This window comes from Stenotrophomonas sp. Steno-Z10-HUANG (genome assembly GCF_056393075.1).
In genome coordinates, this window is record NZ_JBWJPA010000009.1 from 47,544 (window position 1) to 65,918 (window position 18,375).

At 70.8% G+C, this 18,375-nt stretch carries 20 protein-coding genes; 9 read left to right on the forward strand and 11 right to left on the reverse strand.

The window, feature by feature from the left end; genetic code table 11:
- Positions 1–176: 176 nt before the first annotated feature.
- From AC06E6_RS12550 to AC06E6_RS12560, 3 genes are all read left to right on the forward strand, one after another.
- The gene (locus tag AC06E6_RS12550) at positions 177–572 is read left to right on the forward strand and encodes a hypothetical protein (RefSeq protein WP_104939877.1); all 396 of its coding nucleotides are present in this window, start codon (positions 177–179) and stop codon (positions 570–572) included.
- Positions 573–698: 126 nt separating this feature from the next.
- The gene (locus AC06E6_RS12555) at positions 699–1,178 is read left to right on the forward strand and encodes a tRNA (cytidine(34)-2'-O)-methyltransferase (RefSeq protein ID WP_478061560.1); all 480 of its coding nucleotides are present in this window, start codon (positions 699–701) and stop codon (positions 1,176–1,178) included.
- Between the two features lie 88 nt (positions 1,179–1,266).
- Entirely contained in the window at positions 1,267–1,734 is a 468-nt protein-coding gene (locus AC06E6_RS12560; protein WP_161614466.1) for a hypothetical protein, read from the forward strand.
- Between the two features lie 18 nt (positions 1,735–1,752).
- On the opposite strand, the gene AC06E6_RS12565 is transcribed toward AC06E6_RS12560, so the two are convergent.
- The gene (locus AC06E6_RS12565) at positions 1,753–2,982 is read right to left on the reverse strand and encodes a CaiB/BaiF CoA transferase family protein (RefSeq protein ID WP_240212506.1); all 1,230 of its coding nucleotides are present in this window, start codon (positions 2,980–2,982) and stop codon (positions 1,753–1,755) included.
- Between the two features lie 67 nt (positions 2,983–3,049).
- Positions 3,050–4,222 carry an acyl-CoA dehydrogenase family protein gene (locus AC06E6_RS12570; RefSeq protein ID WP_161614464.1) on the reverse strand — a complete coding sequence of 391 codons (1,173 nt, stop codon included), beginning with the start codon at positions 4,220–4,222 and terminating at the stop codon, positions 3,050–3,052.
- A 231-nt stretch (positions 4,223–4,453) separates the two neighbouring features.
- Here AC06E6_RS12570 and AC06E6_RS12575 point away from each other — a divergent pair, with 231 nt between their 5' ends.
- From AC06E6_RS12575 to AC06E6_RS12585, 3 genes are all read left to right on the forward strand, one after another.
- Positions 4,454–5,833 (forward strand): amino acid permease, encoded by a 1,380-nt coding sequence (locus AC06E6_RS12575; protein ID WP_161614463.1) that lies wholly within the window; start codon positions 4,454–4,456, stop codon positions 5,831–5,833.
- Between the two features lie 95 nt (positions 5,834–5,928).
- Positions 5,929–6,516, forward strand: coding sequence for a YdeI/OmpD-associated family protein (locus AC06E6_RS12580; protein ID WP_478061564.1), 588 nt, complete (start codon positions 5,929–5,931; stop codon positions 6,514–6,516).
- Between the two features lie 63 nt (positions 6,517–6,579).
- Positions 6,580–6,843 carry a hypothetical protein gene (locus AC06E6_RS12585; protein ID WP_104939881.1) on the forward strand — a complete coding sequence of 88 codons (264 nt, stop codon included), beginning with the start codon at positions 6,580–6,582 and terminating at the stop codon, positions 6,841–6,843.
- 63 nt (positions 6,844–6,906) lie between these two features.
- Here the strand turns inward: AC06E6_RS12585 and dinG are convergent, their stop codons facing one another.
- A complete protein-coding gene (dinG, locus tag AC06E6_RS12590) occupies positions 6,907–9,006 on the reverse strand; it encodes an ATP-dependent DNA helicase DinG (RefSeq protein ID WP_240212508.1) in 2,100 nt (699 codons plus the stop codon).
- A gap of 489 nt (positions 9,007–9,495) precedes the next feature.
- Between dinG and AC06E6_RS12595 the strand changes: the two genes are divergently transcribed.
- On the forward strand, positions 9,496–9,969 hold the full coding sequence (locus tag AC06E6_RS12595; protein ID WP_240212509.1) for an REP-associated tyrosine transposase: 474 nt from the start codon (positions 9,496–9,498) through the stop codon (positions 9,967–9,969).
- A gap of 296 nt (positions 9,970–10,265) precedes the next feature.
- Here AC06E6_RS12595 and AC06E6_RS12600 read toward each other — a convergent pair whose 3' ends face one another.
- Together AC06E6_RS12600 and aroE are read right to left on the reverse strand one after the other, a co-directional pair.
- On the reverse strand, positions 10,266–10,613 hold the full coding sequence (locus tag AC06E6_RS12600) for a hypothetical protein (RefSeq protein ID WP_240212510.1): 348 nt from the start codon (positions 10,611–10,613) through the stop codon (positions 10,266–10,268).
- 5 nt (positions 10,614–10,618) lie between these two features.
- Entirely contained in the window at positions 10,619–11,467 is an 849-nt protein-coding gene (gene aroE / locus AC06E6_RS12605; protein WP_478061565.1) for a shikimate dehydrogenase, read from the reverse strand.
- A 53-nt stretch (positions 11,468–11,520) separates the two neighbouring features.
- Here aroE and AC06E6_RS12610 point away from each other — a divergent pair, with 53 nt between their 5' ends.
- Entirely contained in the window at positions 11,521–12,402 is an 882-nt protein-coding gene (locus AC06E6_RS12610) for a TolB family protein (protein WP_478061566.1), read from the forward strand.
- 469 nt (positions 12,403–12,871) lie between these two features.
- On the opposite strand, the gene AC06E6_RS12615 is transcribed toward AC06E6_RS12610, so the two are convergent.
- The 4 genes from AC06E6_RS12615 to AC06E6_RS12630 form a co-directional block, all read right to left on the reverse strand.
- Positions 12,872–13,174, reverse strand: coding sequence for an SHOCT domain-containing protein (locus tag AC06E6_RS12615; protein WP_293755692.1), 303 nt, complete (start codon positions 13,172–13,174; stop codon positions 12,872–12,874).
- Positions 13,174–14,163 (reverse strand): porphobilinogen synthase, encoded by a 990-nt coding sequence (gene hemB / locus AC06E6_RS12620; RefSeq protein ID WP_240212514.1) that lies wholly within the window; start codon positions 14,161–14,163, stop codon positions 13,174–13,176. Before hemB ends, AC06E6_RS12615 begins: the two co-directional genes overlap by 1 nt.
- Before the next feature lie 25 nt (positions 14,164–14,188).
- Complete coding sequence (locus tag AC06E6_RS12625; protein ID WP_478061569.1) at positions 14,189–15,103, reverse strand: bestrophin family protein; 915 nt, start codon at positions 15,101–15,103, stop codon at positions 14,189–14,191.
- A 78-nt stretch (positions 15,104–15,181) separates the two neighbouring features.
- A complete protein-coding gene (locus AC06E6_RS12630) occupies positions 15,182–15,430 on the reverse strand; it encodes a hypothetical protein (RefSeq protein ID WP_161615614.1) in 249 nt (82 codons plus the stop codon).
- A 131-nt stretch (positions 15,431–15,561) separates the two neighbouring features.
- On the opposite strand from AC06E6_RS12630, the gene AC06E6_RS12635 reads away from it, so the two are divergent.
- Positions 15,562–15,981 (forward strand): hypothetical protein, encoded by a 420-nt coding sequence (locus tag AC06E6_RS12635; RefSeq protein ID WP_104939887.1) that lies wholly within the window; start codon positions 15,562–15,564, stop codon positions 15,979–15,981.
- A 68-nt stretch (positions 15,982–16,049) separates the two neighbouring features.
- On the opposite strand, the gene AC06E6_RS12640 is transcribed toward AC06E6_RS12635, so the two are convergent.
- On the reverse strand, positions 16,050–17,840 hold the full coding sequence (locus tag AC06E6_RS12640) for a DUF885 domain-containing protein (RefSeq protein WP_313229880.1): 1,791 nt from the start codon (positions 17,838–17,840) through the stop codon (positions 16,050–16,052).
- Positions 17,841–17,878: 38 nt separating this feature from the next.
- Positions 17,879–18,367, reverse strand: a complete 489-nt coding sequence (locus tag AC06E6_RS12645; protein ID WP_478061572.1) for a cytochrome c oxidase assembly factor Coa1 family protein — start codon at positions 18,365–18,367, stop codon at positions 17,879–17,881.
- Positions 18,368–18,375: the final 8 nt, after the last annotated feature.

Here is an 18,375-nt window from a genome sequence, read left to right on the forward strand (position 1 = left end):
ACAGGATAAATGTGGCACGCATCCTGCTTCATGGTTACCTGCAGCGCAGCCGGATCAAACAAAACATGACTGGACGCTGAACAAATCAACGGAAAGCAAAAAATCACTTGCGTCCCGAGATTTGGTGTACTACCTTACTACCACACCACCGCTCACACACACCAAACAGGCCCGCCATGAACACCAAATCCATCGCCATCGCCTTCGCGCTTGCCGCCGGCTTCGCCACCTCCGCGCATGCATCCAACATCGTCACCCTGGAAACCGTGCAGGTGCGTCCGTCCGCCGACCAGCTGGCCCAGGCCGAGCACGAACGTTCCAGCGCCATCCCGACCCTGTCCTCGGTGCAGGTGCGCCCGACCGCCGGCCAGATCGTCGAACTGGCCGCCGAGCAGGCCGCCGCCCAGCTGGCCGCACACACCCCGGTGGCGATCGGCGCCAGCATCGGCCAGTGGATGGTCTCGCTGCCGGCCATCACCGTCCGCCCGGACGCCCAGCAGGTCAAGGCGCTGGCTACCGAGCTGGCCAGCGATACCCTGGGCCAGGTCGCCAACGGGATGGTCGCCAAGTGAGTCGTCATCGCGATCCGGACCTGTCCGTGCCACGGCGGTACCAGGCACGCAGCACCGCTTCGCCCGCGGCAGGCTGCAGCGGCGCGGACAGGTCCTAGCCGGATTGCCACGGCGTAAACTGCGCCGATGACCGTCGCCCCCGTTTTCCATGTACTGCTGTACCAGCCCGAGATCCCGCCCAATACCGGCAACGTGATCCGGCTCTGCGCCAACACCGGCGCGCGGCTCCACCTGATCGAACCGCTCGGCTTCGACCTCAGCGACAGGCAGCTCAAGCGGGCCGGCCTGGATTACCACGAATACGCGCGCCTGCAGGTCCATCCGGACCTGGACACCGCGCTGGCGCGGATCGCGCCCAGCCGCCTGTTCGCCATGAGTACCCGCGCCAGCGTGCGCTACGACACGGTGCACTTTGCCGACGGCGACGCCTTCCTGTTCGGCCCGGAAACGCGCGGCCTGCCACAGGCACTGCTCGACGCCCTGCCCGCCGGCCATCGCCTGCGCCTGCCGATGCAGCCGGACAACCGCAGCCTCAACCTGTCCAACTCGGTCGCCGTGGTGGTGTTCGAGGCCTGGCGCCAGCACGGCTTCGCCGGCGGCCAGTAACCGCAGCGCCCGGCAACGGCGAAAGGCGGCGCCGCTCCGGTATGCTCGCCGGCCCCGCATACCCATGCGCCAATCAATGGAAGGATCAATGCAGCGCATCGCAATTGCCATCGGGCTGATCGGCCTGGTGGCCCTGGGCCCGCTCCGCGCCTCGGCGAACCCGGTCATCGACACCACCCGGCCCACGGCCGCGCAGATCGAGCGCATCCAGGCCGAGCTGGCCGGGCACAAGATCTACAGCGAACTGAAACCGGCCGACCATGCGCAGGTGGTCAATGCGCTGTCGCGCATCCAGGAAAAGCTGGGCAGCGACGGCGTCCTGTCCGGCCTGCATCCGGCCGCGCAGGCGGACGTGGTCAACGACCAGGAACTGGTCAACACCCTGCTTGCCAAGGCCAGGGCGGACAGCCGCCTGGTGTGCCGCCGGGAAGTGCCAACCGGCAGCAATCGCCCGCAGACCATCTGCATGACGGTCGCCGAACGCGCCGCCGCGCGCGAGCGCAGCATGGACGTCATGCGCAAGACCGGCATCAGCCGGCCGGAAATAATTCCCTGACCCCCGGTGGCGGCGGACTCACCCGCCGCCCACCACGCCCGCCGCCTGCAACGCCCGCAGGCGGCCGGCATCGAGCGACAGCACCTCTTCGAGCACCTGCGCGGTGTGCTGCCCCAGCACCGGGGCGGCCTGCCGGTACTGCAGTGGCGTAGCCGAGAACCGCACCGGGTTGCGCACCCCCGGCACGCTGCCGCCCGCCGCATGCGGCAGGTCGATGCGCAGTCCGCGCGCGCGGACCTGCGGATCGTCGAAGACCTGGTCGACGCGGTTGACCGGGCTGGCCGGCACCTGCGCCCGTTCCAGCTCCTGCAGCCATTCGCCGGCGCTGCGCGTGCGCAGCCGCTGCTGCAGCAGCGGCACCAGTGCGGCGCGATGCGCCACCCGCCCGCTGTTGGTCGCATAGCGGGCATCGGCGGCCAGCTCCGGGGTGCCGATCACCTCGCACAGGCGCGCGAACTGCGCGTCGTTGCCCACCGCCAGCATGAAATGGCCATCGGCCGCCGGCATCACCTGGTACGGCACGATGTTCGGGTGCGCGGTGCCCTGGCGGCCCGGCACCTGGCCACCGACCAGCCAGTTGGACGCCTGGTTGGCCAGCCACGCCACCTGCGTGTCCAGCAGCGCCAGGTCGATCTGCTGGCCCTGGCCGGTGCGTTCGGCATGGCGCAGCGCCGCCAGGATCGCGGTGGCCGCGTACATGCCGGTCATCAGGTCGGTCGCGGCCACGCCCACCTTCTGCGGGCCACCGCCGGGCGCGTCGTCGGGTTCACCGGTCACGCTCATCAATCCGCCGATGGCCTGGATGGCGGCGTCGTAGCCGGCGCGTCGCGCGTAAGGCCCGTCCTGGCCGTAACCGGTGATCGAGCAGTACACCAGCGCCGGGTTGAGCGCGCGCAGGCTGGCGTAGTCCAGCCCGTACTTCGCCAGCCCGCCGACCTTGTAGTTTTCCACCAGTACCTGGCAGCGCGCGGCCAGCGCGCGGATCAGCGCCTGCCCCTGCGGCTGGGTGAAGTCGATGGCGACCGAACGCTTGCCGCGGTTGGCGCACAGGTAGTACGCCGACTCGGTGGTGTCATTGCCCGCGGCGTCCCTGAGGAACGGCGGCCCCCAGCCACGGGTGTCGTCGCCCACGCCCGGGCGCTCGACCTTGATGACATCGGCGCCGAAATCGGCCAGCACCTGGGTGGCCCACGGCCCGGCCAGGATGCGCGACAGGTCGAGCACGCGCACGCCGTCGAGCAGGTTCATCGCGGTGTTCCCCATTGCGCCCCGGAAGCGCGGCTTCCGGGGCGTCCAGCGTTCGTCGCGATACCGCTCAGAACGCGTTGATGCCGGTCAGTTCGCGGCCGACCACCAGCTGGTGCACGGTTTCGGTGCCTTCATAGGTGATCACCGACTCCAGGTTCAGCGCATGGCGGATGGCCGCGTGCTCGGTGGTGATGCCGGCGCCGCCCAGCAGGTCGCGGCACTCGCGGGCGATGTCGATGGCCAGGCGGCAGTTGTTCCACTTGGCCAGCGACACCTGCTGCGGCTGCATTTCCCCGGCATCCTTCAGGCGGCCCAGCTGCAGCACCAGCAGCTGGCCGGCGGTGATGCGCCGGGCCATGTCGGCCATCTTGATCTGCGCGCTCTGGGTGGCCGCCACCGGACGCCCGAACAGGATGCGCTCCTTGGTGTAGGCCAGCACTTCGTCCAGGCAGGCGATGGCCGCGCCGAGCGGGCCCCAGGTGATGCCGTAGCGGGCCTGGGTCAGGCAGCCCAGCGGGCCCTTGAGCCCCTTTACGTTGGGCAGCCGGTTGGCGTCGGGTACGCGCACGTTGTCGAAGAACAGCGCGCCGGTCACCGAGGCGCGCAGGCTCATCTTGTGCTTGATCTCCTGCGCGGTGAAGCCCGGGGTGCCCTTCTCGATGACGAAGCCCTGCACGCCCTCGTCGGTGTTGGCCCAGACGATGGCGATGTCGGCCACCGAGCCGTTGGTGATCCACATCTTGGAGCCGTTGATGATCCAGTCACCGCCGTCCTTGACCGCGCGGGTCTTCATGCTGGCCGGGTCCGAGCCGCCATGCGCCTCGGTCAGGCCGAAGCAGCCGATGACCTTGCCGCGCGCCATGTCCGGCAGCCAGCGCATGCGCTGCTCTTCCGAGCCGTAGGCGTAGATCGGGTACATGCACAGCGAGCTCTGCACCGAGACGAAGCTGCGCAGGCCGGAATCGCCGCGCTCCAGCTCCTGGCAGATCAGGCCGTAGCTGACGCCATTGAGTCCGGCGCCGCCGTACTGCTCCGGCAGCGTGCTGCCCAGCAGGCCCATGTCGGCGATCTCGGGGATCAGCTCGTCGGGGAAGCGGCCCTGGTCGAAACAGTCGCCGATGATCGGCAGCACGCGTTCGTCGGTGAAGCGGGCAACGGAGTCCTGCACGGCGCGCTCTTCCTCGCTCAGCAGCGAACGCACATCGAACAGGTCGAAGGGGTTGAGGGTCTTCAAAGTCATTGCTGTCTCGGAAAGTGCCATCACGGCCGGGAAGGTGGATGAATAAGGTAGTCCATCCGCACGGGGAAAGTCGCTGCGAGCGCACGTGGACCCGGGGCTGGCCGCCACCGGCGGCCCGGCAACGGCCTCCATACCCCCCCGCCGGGCGCGGGCCGGCCCAACCAACGGAACAGGCACGGCACGCGGCCGACGCGGTATGGTGTCGCCCTTTCCGCCCTCCGAAGCCCGCCGATGCCCGCCAACCCGTCCGTCGCCGCCCCGGCTCCGCCGTCGCAGAAACTGGAACGCGCGCTCAAACCGCGCCAGCTGATCATGATGGGCCTGGGCAGCGCGATCGGCGCCGGCCTGTTCCTGGGCTCGGGGGTGGGCATCCATGCCGCCGGCCCGGCGGTGCTGCTGTCCTACCTGGTCGCCGGCACGCTGGTGATCATCATGATGCACGCCATGGGCGAAATGGCCGCGGCGCGCCCGGCCAGCGGTGCGTTCTCGGTCTACGCGGCCGATGCGCTGGGCGCCACCGCCGGCGCCACCATCGGCTGGCTGTGGTGGGTGCAGCTGGTGATCGTGATCGCGGCCGAGTCGGTCGGCGCCGCCGGCCTGCTGGCCACGCTGTGGCCGCAGCTGTCGGTGCCGCTGACCTCGCTGGCATTCATGGTGGCCTTCACCGTCATCAACCTGATGGGCGTGCGCAACTACGGCGAGTTCGAATTCTGGTTCGCCATCCTCAAGGTCGCCGCGATCGTCGCCTTCATCGTGATCGGCATCGCGCTGCTGTGCGGGCTGCTGCCCGGCGTGCCCTCGCCCGGCCTGTCCAACCTGTTCGGGCACGGCGGCTTCGCGCCCAATGGCCTGGCCGGCATCGGCGCGGCACTGCTGGTGGTGGTGTTCGCCTTCGGCGGCACCGAGATCGTGGCCGTCGCCGCGGCCGAGACCCAGGACCCGGAACGCAGCCTGGCGCGCGCGATCCGCACCGTGGCCTGGCGCATCCTGGTGTTCTACATCGGCTCGATCGGGGTGATCATCGCGGTGGTGCCGTGGACCAGCGAATCGCTGAAGTCGCCGTTCGCGGCGGTGCTGCAGGTCGCCAACATCCCCGGCGCGGCCACCGCCATCACCCTGATCGCGGTGATCGCGCTGCTGTCGGCGCTCAACGCCAATCTCTACGGCGCCTCGCGCATGATCCATTCGCTGGCGGCGCGCGGCGAGGCGCCACGCGGGCTGGCCCGGGTCAGCCGCCGCCAGGTCCCGGTGCTGGCGGTGCTGGCCAGCGTGCTGTTCGGCTTCGCCGCCACCGTGCTGGAGCTGCTGTATCCGGACCGGGTGCTGCCGGTGCTGCTGAACGTGGTCGGTTCGACCTGCCTGCTGGTGTGGACCATCACCCTAGTCTCGCAGCTGGTGCTGCGGCGCCGCGCCGAGCGCCTGGGCACGCCGCTGCCGTTCCGCATGGCCGGCTTCCCCTACCTGACGGTACTGGCGCTGGCGATCCTGGTGCTGATCTTCGCGCTGCTGCTGTCGGCGCCCGAGACCCGCCTGCAGTTCCTGTCGATGGCCGCCTTGACCGCCGCCATCGCCGTGTTCAACGCGCTGGCGCGGCGCTTCCGCGGCGGCTGACGACGCCACCGGGCCCGCGCGAACCGGGCCCGTCCAGGCCGGGCTTGTATTGGCGCGCGGGGGGCGGCAGGCTCCGCCCATCCGAGACCCGCGCCATGCCCACGCCCGATCCCCGTGTCGACGCCTACATCGCCCGCGCCGCCGCCTTCGCGCAGCCGATCCTGCGTGAGATCCGCCAGCGCGTGCACGCGGCCTGCCCCGGGGTGGAAGAAGCCATCAGATGGGGCATGCCGGCCTTCCTGCACCGTGGCCGGTTGCTGTGCGGAATGGCCGCGTTCAAGGCGCACGCCGCGCTGAACCTGTGGGCGCGGGACGCCGGGGACGGCGGCGCCGGCGGGGGCATGGGCCAGTACGGGCGGCTGCGCTCGGTGGCCGACCTGCCCGCCAGGCGCGGGTTCGCCGCCCAGCTGCGCCAGGCCATGCAGCGCATCGAGGGCGGCGCGCCCGTCCTCAAGCGCGCGCCGCGGCCGCCGCTACCCATGCTGCCGGCGTTCGCCCAGGCGCTGGCCGCGGCGCCACAGGCCGGGGCCACGTTCGACGGCTTCGCGCCCGGCGCCCGCCGCGATTACCTGGAATGGATCGGCCAGGCCAGGCGCGAAACCACCCGCCAGCAACGCATCGCCCAGGCCATCGAATGGCTGGCCCAGGGCAAGCGCCGCCACTGGAAACACGAAAGGCATTGACGCCGGCCCCGCCAACGATTCCACTTGCCCCCGAAAGTACGACACGACTCCCCACGCAACGCCATGACCGACCTCGAAGACCTCATCCAGCGCGCCATAGACCCGTCATCCGTCAAGCTGGAAGGCACCCTCACCAATCCCCCTTCCTTCGGCGTCTACCTGGTCCAGGACACCGACAACGACAGCCAGCACTACCGGTTCGGCAGTCACCCGGTGCGCATGCAGGAACTGGAGGACAGGTTCGGCGGCTGCGAGCTGGAATACCTGTTCCTGTCGCGCGAGGACGCCGCGGCAGTGACCTCGGCGCTGAACAAGCGCGAGGAATGAAGCACGCCCTTCGCGGCGCCGCGCCGGTGCCGCCGAAGCGGCGCCGGCAGGCGGCCGGCGGCGTCAGCCGATCACCCGCCTGAACGGCGGCAGCGCGTCGATGATGCGCTTGCCGTAGCGGCGCGTGAGCAGCCGCGAATCGAGGATGACCACGCGCCCGGTATCGGTGGAGGTGCGGATCAGGCGCCCGGCGAACTGGGTCAGCGTGCGCAGCGCATGCGGGATCGCGATCAGGTTGAAGGAATTCAACCCGCGGCTCTCGAACCATTCGCTCAACGTCGAGGTCTGCGGATCGGTCGGCACCGCGAACGGCACCTGGGTGATGACCACCGTGGTACAGGCCTCGCCCGGCAGGTCCAGGCCCTCGCCGAAGGAATTGAGCCCGAACAGCACCGAGCCCTCGCCGGCGGCGGTGCGGCGCAGGTGCTCGTCGATCATCTTCTGCTTGGCGCCTTCGCCCTGCACCAGCACCTTCCGGCGCAGCGTGGCCGGCATCAGCTCGGCCACCTTCTCCATCTTCCAGCGCGAAGTGAACAGCACGATGCTGCCCTTGTCCCAGTCCAGCTCGGCGGCCAGGTACTTCGCCACTTCCTTCGGGTGGCGCTCGCGGTCGTCCGGCGTCACCGGGAACGGCGGCACCACCAGCTGCGCCTGGTTGGGCAGGTCGAACGGCGAGGCCAGCGACACCATTTCCGCCTCGGCGGGAATACCGTTGTCGATGGCCAGCGCCTGGAAATCGCCGCCGCCGGTGAGCGTGGCCGAGGTCATCACCACCGAATCCACTTCGTCCCACAACAGCTTGCGCAGCACCATCGCCGCCGACACCGGCGAGCAGTGCAGCACATGCTCGCCGTCGCGGGTCAGGGTGATCCAGCGCGCCATCGGCGGCTGGCCTTCCTTGTCCTCGCGGCGCCAGCCGGCCCACAGGTCGTACTGCTGCTGGATCATCTCCAGTGCCATGCCCAGGCTGCGCTGCAGGCGCTCGTGGGCGGCGTCCTCGGGCTTGCCCTTGGCCACCTGCGCGGCCGCGGCCGTGGCCCAGTTGAGCAGGGTGCGGGTCTCGTCGGCCAGTTCCTCGACCGGCTGCCGCCAGGCCTCCGGCAGGCGGCCGTTGGCGGCGCGCCACAGCGGCTCGCGTTCGTCCGGCGCCGGCGTCCACACCTGCGCGATGCCGTCGGCGAACGCCTTGAGCAGCTTGGCCACGCGCGCCGCGGCGTCGATCGCCTCGTTCGGCAGCAGGTTGCCGATCCTGTCCTTGTCCACCGCGCGGTAAGCGCCGGCGATGATGATCTGCAGGCGCCCGGTGCGCCGCGCCATGTCATCCAGCGGCAGGCTGGCCGCGCCCTGGTCGATGGCGACGTTACCGATGTGGTGGCCTTCGTCCAGCACCAGCAGCATGTCGGCGGGCGCGGCGATCAGCGGCTGGCCGTTGTCGGATTCGCCGATGGACAGCGCCGACAGCAGCAGCGCGTGGTTGGTCACCACGATCTGCGCCTCACGCACCTCGTTGCGCGCGCGCAGCACCGGGCACTGGGTCGAATAGGCACAGCGGCGTCCGGCGCAGCCCGAGGCCGGGGTGGTGATGCGCAGGCGCAGGCCGGGCGTGACCGCTTCCGGTGCATTGTCCAGGTCGCCGTTCCAGCGGCCTTCGCTGAAGGCCCGCACCAGCCGGCCGGCCACGTCCATCTCGATCGGCGCCAGCGGCCGCTCGTAGAGCAGCACTTCGTCGCCGAACATGCCCTCCTGCGCGCCCTCACCCTGCGCTTCGGCGGCATTGCGCGTGCACAGGTAGCGGGTGCGGCCCTTGGCCAGCGCCACCGTGGCCTGCAGGCCGGTGGCCTTGAGGAAACTGGGAATGTCGCGCTCGACCAGCTGCGACTGCAGCGCCACCGTGCCGGTGCTGATCACCAGCTTCTTCTTCGAGGCCAGCGCGATGGGCACGCCGGCGGTCAGGTAGCCCAGGCTCTTGCCGACCCCGGTCGGCGCCTCGACCACGCCCACGCCACCGCTGGCCAGCGCGCGCGAGACCACGCCGATCATCTGGCTCTGCGAGCGCCGCGTGCTGAATCCGGGCGTGTTGGCCTGCAGCTTCGCGTAGGCGTCGCGGATGGCCGTCTTCACTTCCTCGGTCAACGCACGCGGCGCTTCCACTTTCTCCGTCACGCCGACCTGCCGCCTGCTACCTTCATGCCCGGCATTTTCCCATACCAGCGCGGCACATGCCCCGTAGGCGCCGGGCTTACCCGGCACAGGGGCTCTCCCGGCACGGGGCTTCACCGGCGCAGCTTCATGCGGGGCAAGCCCCGCATCTACGGGGCGCATGGATTCCGGCAGGAAACACGCCGACCCCGGCAAGCATTCCGTAGGTGCCGGGCTTGCGCGGCACGGAGCTTCACCGGCCCGGCTTCATGCGGGGCAAGCCCCGCGTCTACGGCGGGCATGGATTCCGGCATGAAACACGCCGACCCCGGCATGCATTCCGTAGGTGCCGGGCTTGCCCGGCACAGAGGCTCTCCCGGCACGGGCTTCACCGGCGCGGCTTCATGCCGGGGCCCCGCATCCATGACAGGCATGCGCCTGCGCGTGGCACTCCGACAAAGACCGCGGAGCTCACTGATACACGCCGTCGCCACTGGTCGATACGGTGCCGCCATGCCCAGCCCAAAGCTCCGAAAAGGCCGCCACTCCGTGCAGGGCGCCGTCTATGCCGTCACCGTGGTCACGCACCACCGGCAGGCCCTGTTCCGGGATGCCGCGTTGGCCGAGATCGTCCGCGGGCAAGTACGCCGCAGCGATCTGGAGGGCGGCAGCCAGACCCACGCCTGGGTAGCGATGCCCGACCACCTGCATTGGTTGTTCACCCTCGACCATGGTGAGCTTTCCGCTTGCCTGCGCCGCTTCAAGTCACGGTCCGCAAGGGCCATGAATCGCGCGCGCGGGCAGAGCGGCGCGATCTGGCAGCCAGGCTTCTACGACCATTGCCTGCGCCACGACGAAGACCTGCTGATACAGGCACGCTACATCCTCGCCAACCCGGTGCGAGCGGGGCTGGTCACCGATGTCCGCGAATATCCACACTGGGGGTGCCATTGGGTTCCGCCTCCCATTGGACTTGATGGTCTATAGACGTTTCATGCGGGGCAAGCCCCGCATCTACGGGCGCATGAATTCCGGCACGAAACACGCCGACCCCGACACGCACCCGTAGGTGCCGGGCTTGCCCGGTACGGGGGCTTCACCGGCGCAGCTTCATGCGGGGCAAGCTCCGCATCTACGGGGGCATGGATTCCGTCAGGAAACACGCCGCCCCCGGCCATGGATTTCGGTATGAAACACCCCGACGTCGGCACGCACCCCGTAGGTGCCGGGCTTGCCCGGCACAGGGGCTCGCCCGGCACAGGTTCGCGGCCACGCGTGGCAGCTCAGGCTTTCGCCGGCCCGCGCAGGGCCCTGGCCAGCGCCCAGGCCAACAGCACGAAGCCGCCGGCTTCCAGCAGCGACACCGCGAAGTGGCCGACGCCCAGCGCGGTATTGAGCGCGGCGATGCCATCGAAGTTGCCCGCGGCGATCAGCAGCAGCGGCAACACCGCCAGCACCGCGCCGGACAGCGTGCTCGCCATCAGGATCGCCAGCGCCCACAGCGCGGCGCTGCGCGCCACCGCCTTCGGCGCCCCCAGCAGCAGGACCAGCGCCACGCCCAGCGCGACCATCACCGGCAGGCGGTAGCCCACCGATACCAGCAGCGAGCCCAGCAATTGCGTCTGGTCCACGCCGCTCAGTCCGCGGTGACCAGGGTGGCGGCGCGTGCGCGCAGCGCGGCGTAGACCGCGTCGGTCTCCGGGCGCACCCCGTGCCACTGCTGGAAGCTTTCCGCCGCCTGCTCGACCAGCATGCCCAGGCCGTCGAACTCATTGCGGCACCCGGCCGCGCGCGCCCAGGCCAGGAACGGAATCGCCGCCTCGCCGTAGTTCAGGTCGACCGCGGTGGTCAGGCTGTTGACCAGCGACAGCGGCAGGGTGAAGGCCGCGCCCTCGCCCCGGCCGGCCGAGGTGGCGTTGATGATCAGCTCGAAGTCGCCCTGCTCGCGCAGTGCGTCCCAATAGGCCGAGATGACGCGGCCCGGTTCGCTCATCGCGTCCACCAGCGCATCGGCCCGCTCCGGGGTGCGGTTGGCCACCACCAGTTCGAGGATGCCGGCGTCGAGCAGCGCCGGGGCCACGCCGCGCGCGGCGCCACCGGCGCCGAGCAGCAGCACGCGGCGACCGCGCAGGTCCAGCCCGTTGCGGCCGGTGAGATCGCGCACCAGGCCGATGCCGTCGGTGTTGTCGCCATGCCAGCGCTCGCCCTTGCGCAGCAGGGTGTTGACCGCGCCGGCACGCTGCGCGCGCGAAGTGGTGGTGGCGCACAGCGCGAACGCCGCTTCCTTGTGCGGCAGGGTCACGTTGGCGCCCACCCCGCCGTCGGCGGCGAACGCGTCCAGCGCCGCGGCGAAATCCTGCGCGGTGGCATCGATGGCGCGGTAATCGATCTCGATCCCCTGCGCCCTGGCGAAGGCGGCGTGGATGTGCGGCGACTGCGAATGGGCGATGGGGTGGCCAAAGACGGCGTAGCGGGCGACGCTCATGGTGATCCTCTGCATGACCTAGACTGGCGCGATCCCTGGCTTGCGGAACCTCCATGCGGACCCGATCGCTGCTGCTCGCGCTGTCCATGAGTCTACTCTTTGCGCCGCGGGTGACGGCACTGGCGGAGTTCGGCATCGAAGGCATCGGCGTGGTGTCCACCCGTGCCGACGAGCTGCGCGCCACGCGCTCGGCCGATGGCCGGCGCCTGGTCTGGGCCAGCAACCGCGACGGTGGCGCAGGCGGCTGGGACCTGTGGCAGGCCACCTGGCAGGACGCGCGCTGGAGCGACCCGCGCCCGCTGCCACTGGGCACCGCGGCCGATGAGGTCGATCCGTTCCTGGATGCCGCCGGCCGCTGGCTGTACTTCGCCTCCAACCGCAAGGGCGGCCATGGCGGCTTCGACCTGTACCGCGCGGCGCTGCGCGACGACGGCGGCTTCGGCCCGGCGCAGAACCTGGGCGCGGCCATCAATGGCGCCGACCACGAACGCTCGCCGGCCGTGCACGACCACGACGGCAGCCTGCTGCTGGCCAGCGACCGCGCGGGCGGCGCCGGCGGCTGGGATCTGTGGCGCGCGCACCGTGCCGGCGACGGGTTCGCCGCGCCGCAGCCGATGACCGGCCTCAACGGTGCCGACGACGAACTGGACGGCGCTTGGCTGGCCGGTGGGCGCGCGGTGGTGTTCGCACGCGGCAAGGGCGAAAGGCGCGCGCAGCTGCAGCTGTCGCACTGCCACCAGGGACAGTGGAGCGCGGCGCAACCGCTGGCGCTGTCGTTCAACAGCGCCGAGGGCGAAACCCGGGCGGCGCTGGTCGACGCCAGTACCCCGGGCGAACTGCTGGTCAGCGGCCATGCGCGCGCGCCGCGTGCCGGCGGCTTCGACCTGTACCGGATGCGGGCGCCGGCCAGCGACGGCAGCGGCGACTGCCGCTAGCGGGAGCCAACGCCCCGGCACCGCGCATGCGACGTGCGACGTGCGGCGTGCGGCGGTGAGGACGGTCAAGGTTCATGCGGGGCAAGCCCCGCATCTACGCAGCGCATTGGGTTGTGGCAGCAGATCCATAGGTGCCGGGCTCGCCCGGCACGGGCTTCACCGGGACGGCCACATGCGCGGCAAGCCCCGCATCCACCGAGTGCATGGATTGTGGCCGCAGGCCCGTAGGTGCCGGGCTTGCCCGGCACAGGCTTCCCCGGGAAGGCCACATGCGCGGCAAACCCCGCGTCCACGGAGTGCGTGGATGGTGACAGCAGGCCCGTAGGTGCCGGGCTCGCCCGGCACAGGCTTCACCGGCACGGCCACATGCGCGGCAAGCCCATCCACGGAGGGCCACATGCGGGGCAAGCCCCGCATCTACGGAGCACGGGCTTCCCCGGGAAGGCCACATGCGGGGCGGGCCCCGCCTCTACGGTTGGGGGTCGTTACCGGGAGCCGGGTTGCCGGCAAGCACTTCGGCGCGCCGCCGCTCGTACTCCACTTCACCGATGCGCCCGGCCTGCCGCAGGCCGGCCAGTTCGCGCAGCCGTGCCTCGACCTCCGGTGGCAGCGGTGATTGCCGCTGCAGCCGTTGCGCGGCCGACGGCAGCTCCGGCGGTCGCCGCGCGGCGCGGACAACCGCGGCGATCACCAACCCGATCACCACCGCGAACGCGGTCACCCCGACCACCCACACCCCCCATTGCCAGGGCTGCATGCCGGGCGCGTCCATCAGCCTTCCCGCAGCCAGCGCGCGATCTGCGGCGCGTAGTAGGTCAGCACGCCGTCGGCGCCGGCGCGCTTGAAGCCGATCATGGTTTCCATCACGCAGCGGCGTTCGTCCAGCCAGCCGTTGGCGGCGGCCGCCTTGAGCATCGCGTACTCGCCACTGACGTGGTATGCGAAGGTCGGCACGCCGAACTCCTGCTTCACCCGGTACACCACGTCCAGGTACGGCATGCCCGGCTTGACCATCACCATGTCCGCGCCTTCGTCCAGGTCCAGCGCGATCTCGCGCAGCGCCTCGTCGCTGTTGGCCGGGTCCATCTGGTAGGTGTGCTTGTCGGCTTTGCCCAGGTTGCCGGCGCTGCCCAGCGCATCGCGGAACGGGCCGTAGAAGGCCGAGGCGTACTTGGCCGAATAGGCCATGATGCGGGTGTTGATGTGGCCGGCGTCGTCCAGCGCCTGGCGGATCGCGCCGATGCGCCCGTCCATCATGTCCGAGGGCGAGACGATGTCCACGCCGGCCTCGGCATGCGACAGCGACTGCTTCACCAGGGCATCGACGGTGACGTCGTTGAGCACGTAGCCACGCGCGTCGATGATGCCGTCCTGGCCGTGCACGGTGAACGGGTCCAGGGCCACGTCGGTCATCACCCCCAGCTCGGGGAAGCGCTGCTTGAGCGCGCGCACCGCGCGCTGCGCCAACCCGTCGGGGTTCCAGGCTTCGGCGGCGTCGAGCGACTTGCACGACGGGTCGACCACCGGGAACAGGTCGATCACCGGCACCCCCAGTTCCAGCGCCTGCTCGGCCTCGCGCAGCAGTTCGTCGATGGACAGGCGCTCCACGCCCGGCATCGATGCCACCGGCGCGCGGCCGGCCAGCTCGTGCACGAACACCGGCCAGATCAGGTCGTCGGCGGTGAAGGTGTTCTCGCGCATCAGCCGGCGCGAGAAGGCATCGTGGCGCATGCGGCGCGGGCGGTAACGGGGGTGGAACATGGTGGGACTCCGGATGGGGGAATGGCTATTGCAGCAGGTAGCCCTGCGGTTGCAGCGGTTCGGGCAGCGGGTGCTCGCCCAGTGCGTCGAGCACGTCGATCTCGAGGGTGCGCACCATGGCGTCCAGCGGCAGGTCGTTGGGTTCCAGGCCGAACGGCTCTTCCAGCTCCTCGCCGAGCTGGTCCAGGCCGAAGAACGCGTAGGCCAGCAGCATCGACACCACCGGCGTGGCCCAGCCGAGCGCGCCGGCCAGGCCGAACGGCAGCAGCACGCAGAACAGCCACGCGCAGCGGTGCAGCAGCAGGGTGTAGGCGAACGGCAGTGGCGTGCCGGCGATGCGCTCGCACGCCGCCTGCACCGAGGACAGCGCATGCAGGCGCTGTTCGAAGCAGGCGTACAGGTAAGGGTCGAGGCGGCCGGCGCGCAGCGGCACCGCCAGTTCGGCGGCGACCAGCGCCAGCAGGCCGTCGGGGATGTTCTGCCGCTGCAGCAACGCCTGCTGCCCGGGCGCCAGCCACGGCGCGGCCGCGGCGGCGGCGTCGCGGCCGCGCAGGCGCGCGGCCAGGGCATGGGCGAAACCGACCAGCAGCCGCGACACCCGCCGGCGCAGTGGCGCGTCGTCGGCCAGCAGCGCGTTGGCCTGGCGCACGAAGCTGCGGGTCTCGACCAGCAGCTGCCCCCACTGCTTGCGACCTTCCCACCAGCGCTCGTGGCAGGCGTTGTTGCGGAAGCTCAGGAAGATCGACAGCACCAGCCCCAGCAGGGTGAACGGCGCCACCGCCAGGCCATTGGCGGCGAATGGATGATGCAGCTTGGCCAGCAGTGCCACGGCCACCGCCAGCACCCCGATCGCCAGCACCCGCGGGGCGATGGCCGGCACGATCGAACCGCGCAGTATGTAAAGCAGCTGCCAGCCGCGGGGGCGGGGTCGGATGATCATCGGTGGGGGGTCGCGCCGGCTGCGGGCCCTGGGCGCCGGACCGTCAGCCGGCAGGGTCCGCCATTCTACGCCCCGCGGTCAGACCAGGCCGCCACCCAGGCCCAGGCGGATCACCCCGACCACGATCACCGCCACGTTGAGCAGCAGCCCGGCCTTGGCGCGGCCGCGGTTGCCCTCACGGGTGAACAGCAGGCCGATGCCGGCGATGACCGCGCCGACCGCGGCGAACGGGATCAGGAACCAGTTGCCCCAGCCCAGCAGCGGGATGAAGGCCAACACCATCCACAGCAGCGCCACGATGCCCCAGACCAGGCTGATCAGTCCCATGTCGTTCCCTCCGCTGGTTGATGCGCGCAAGATAGCCCGGAAATCCCCGCGATCAAACGTTCCACGCGGTTCGCGGCCGATTCACGCGTGCGCGCCGATGATCCCGTCATCACCCACCCGGGAGTGAACCCATGAAATTACCGCTCGCCATCGCATTGGGCGTCGCCCTGGCCACCGGCGGCTGCGCCAGCACCTCTCGGGTCATGCTCGGCCAGGCGCGCGCGCCGGTCGATCCAGCCAGCGTGCAGATCTATTCCACGCCACCGGCCGGCGCGGTGGAGATCGCCCAGCTGGAGGCCTCCAGCGCGGTCGGCTTCGGCACCCAGGGCCAGACCGATGCGGCCATTGCCCGGCTCAAGCGCGAGGCCGCGGCGCTGGGCGCCAACGGCGTGATCCTGATGGGGGTGGGCGCCGGCGGCTCGCCGGTGGGCATGTCGGTCGGCGGTGGCAGCTACGGCCGGCATGGTGGCGGGGGCCTGAGCGTGGGCATCCCGACCCAGCAGAAGCGCGCCGCCGGCGTGGCGATCTGGGTGCCGCCGGGCGCCAGGTAGGCGCTGCTACGCCGGTCAGGTGTCGCGGCTGGCGCCGCCGCCACTTGGGCAGCGGGCGCCGATGACGCTTACCTGCGGCGCTGCGCCGGGATGAAGACCTCGTCCACGGCGGTGGCCAACTGGTCCGGCGGCAGCAGCCCCTGGTCGAGCAGGAAGTTGTTGAACGCCAAGCGGTCGAAGCGGTCGCCCAGCGCCAGCTCGGTGCGCATGCGCAGTTCCATGATCCGGGTATAGCCGTAGAAGTAGCTGCAGGCCTGGCCCGGCGCCCGCACGGTGTAGCGGTCCAGTTCCTGGGTGGCCATGGCCTCGGACAGGCCGACGCCTTCCACCAGCACCTTGCGCGCCTGCTCGCGGTCGGTCAGGCCGAGGTTGAGCATCGGGTCGAGCATGGCGCGGGCGGCGCGCAGCAGCCGGAACTGCAGCGCGATCATCTGCCCGTCCAGCGGCTCGAACGGCACCAGCTCGGCCTCGGCGTACAGCGCCCAGCCCTCGACGTTGACCGAATTGAACGCGAACAGCGTGCGCGCCAGCGAGATGCCGCGCTCGACCATCGCCGCGAACTGCAGGTCATGGCCCGGGCGGCCTTCGTGCGCGCTCAGCGTCCATGCCGCCGAACCGAAGTTGAAATCGTCGTACTGCGCCTTGCCGCCCGAGGCCGGATTGCCCAGCGGCAGCACGAAGGTGCCCTGCTGCCCGGTGTTGCCGACCAGCGGCGGCGGCAGGTAATGCGGCGCCGGCGACGCGGCGCTTTCGGCCGCGCTGCCCAGGCGCATCTGCAGCGGGCGCTGCGGCACGTCGACGATGCGCTGGCGGCGGATGATCGGGTCGATGGCGTCGATGATGCCGCGGTAGTGCGCCTCCAGGCGGTCGTTGCCGATCGTGTCCTGCTTCAGCGCGCGGATCACCGCGGCGTAGTCGTTGGCATCATCCACCTTCAGGCCCTTGGCCTGCACCACCAGCGGCGCCAGCTGGCGCATCATCGCGCGGGTTTCCATGTACTCCAGTTGCGCGCGCTGCACCAGCAGCGCCGGGTCGATGTCCACGCCCACGTCCTTGAGCTGGAAGGCATACAACTCGGCCGGCAGGCGGGTGTCGGTGCGCGCCTGTGGCAGCACGTCCCGGCGCGTCCATGCGATGTACTCCTTCATCTGCGTGGCCAGGGTGGCCAGCGCGGCGTCCGCGCCCTTGATGTCGTACTTTGCGAACAGCTTGCCGATGCCGTCGATGTAGGTATCGACATTGGCGATGGCCTGTTCGACCTCGATCCGGGTCGGCTGCAGCAGGCCCGGGGTGCCGCTCTTCTCGGCGTAGCGCTGCCGCGCCAGGGTGGCCAGCGGCTGGCTGCCCGGGGCCTGGCCGATATAGGCCTTGAGCCGGTCCAGCGCCCGGGCACGGCGCTCCGCCGGCACCTGGTCGGACAGCAGCCCGTTGAGGCCGCCGAACACGCTCTGCGGCACGTCCACCCACGGCATCAGGTGCTGCTCCTCGAGCGCGCTGCCCTCGATGCCGCGGCCGGCCGCGGCGATCATGATCTCCAGGTCCTGGCGCACGTTGGGGTCGCGTTCGAGCTGGAGCTTTTCGCGCAGCTGGGTACGCGCCTGCTCCAGCGCGGCGCGGTAGCGCGCGGCGTTGTCCGGACCAAGGTCGACGACCTTGTCGTCGTAGCCCGGGACGCCGAAGAAGCTGGCCATCTCCGGCCGGAACGGTGCCTGCGCGCGCAGCAGGATCTGCGCCAGCGCGTTGCTGTGCGCCACCCAGGCCGGCGCGGATGTGGCCGCCGGGGACGACGGCGTGGTGGCCGCGGCCAGCGGCAAGGGCGCGGCCAGGGCAAGGGCGACGGCGAGGACGATCGGTTTCATGCGCGCGGCTCTGGGGGTGGAGCCGTGACCCTACGCAGTCAGCGGCAACCGGGCAAGATCGCGCAGTCGCGGTCGCGTTCGTCGCGCAGGTCCACCGGCGCATGCCGGCCCGGCAGTTCCGCCTGCAGCCGCGGGTACGACCAGCGCCCCTGGCGGCGTTGCGCGCGCACGTCGAGCTTGCCGCTGCCATGCGGTCCCTGGATGCGGATCACCATGTCGGCGCCGCCGTCATCACCGAACTGGTTGATGCTGCCGAACGGGAACGACTTGGCCCGCAGCGGCTGCCCGAGCGCCGCGGCCACTTCCGGGTCGCGGCCGGCGCGCGCCAGCGCCTCGCGGTAGGGCTCGCTGCGCTCCAGCGGCGCGGCCATCTGCCGCAGCCCCATCCACGAGGTCAGCGACCAGCCACCGACGATCAGCAGCACGAACAGCGGCAACGCCCACTTGAGGTTGCGTTGCAGCCAGTTGCGCGGCGGCCGCTGGCCGGGCGTGCGGGCGCCCGGCAAGGGAGGGGGCGGTGACGACATCCGTGTCC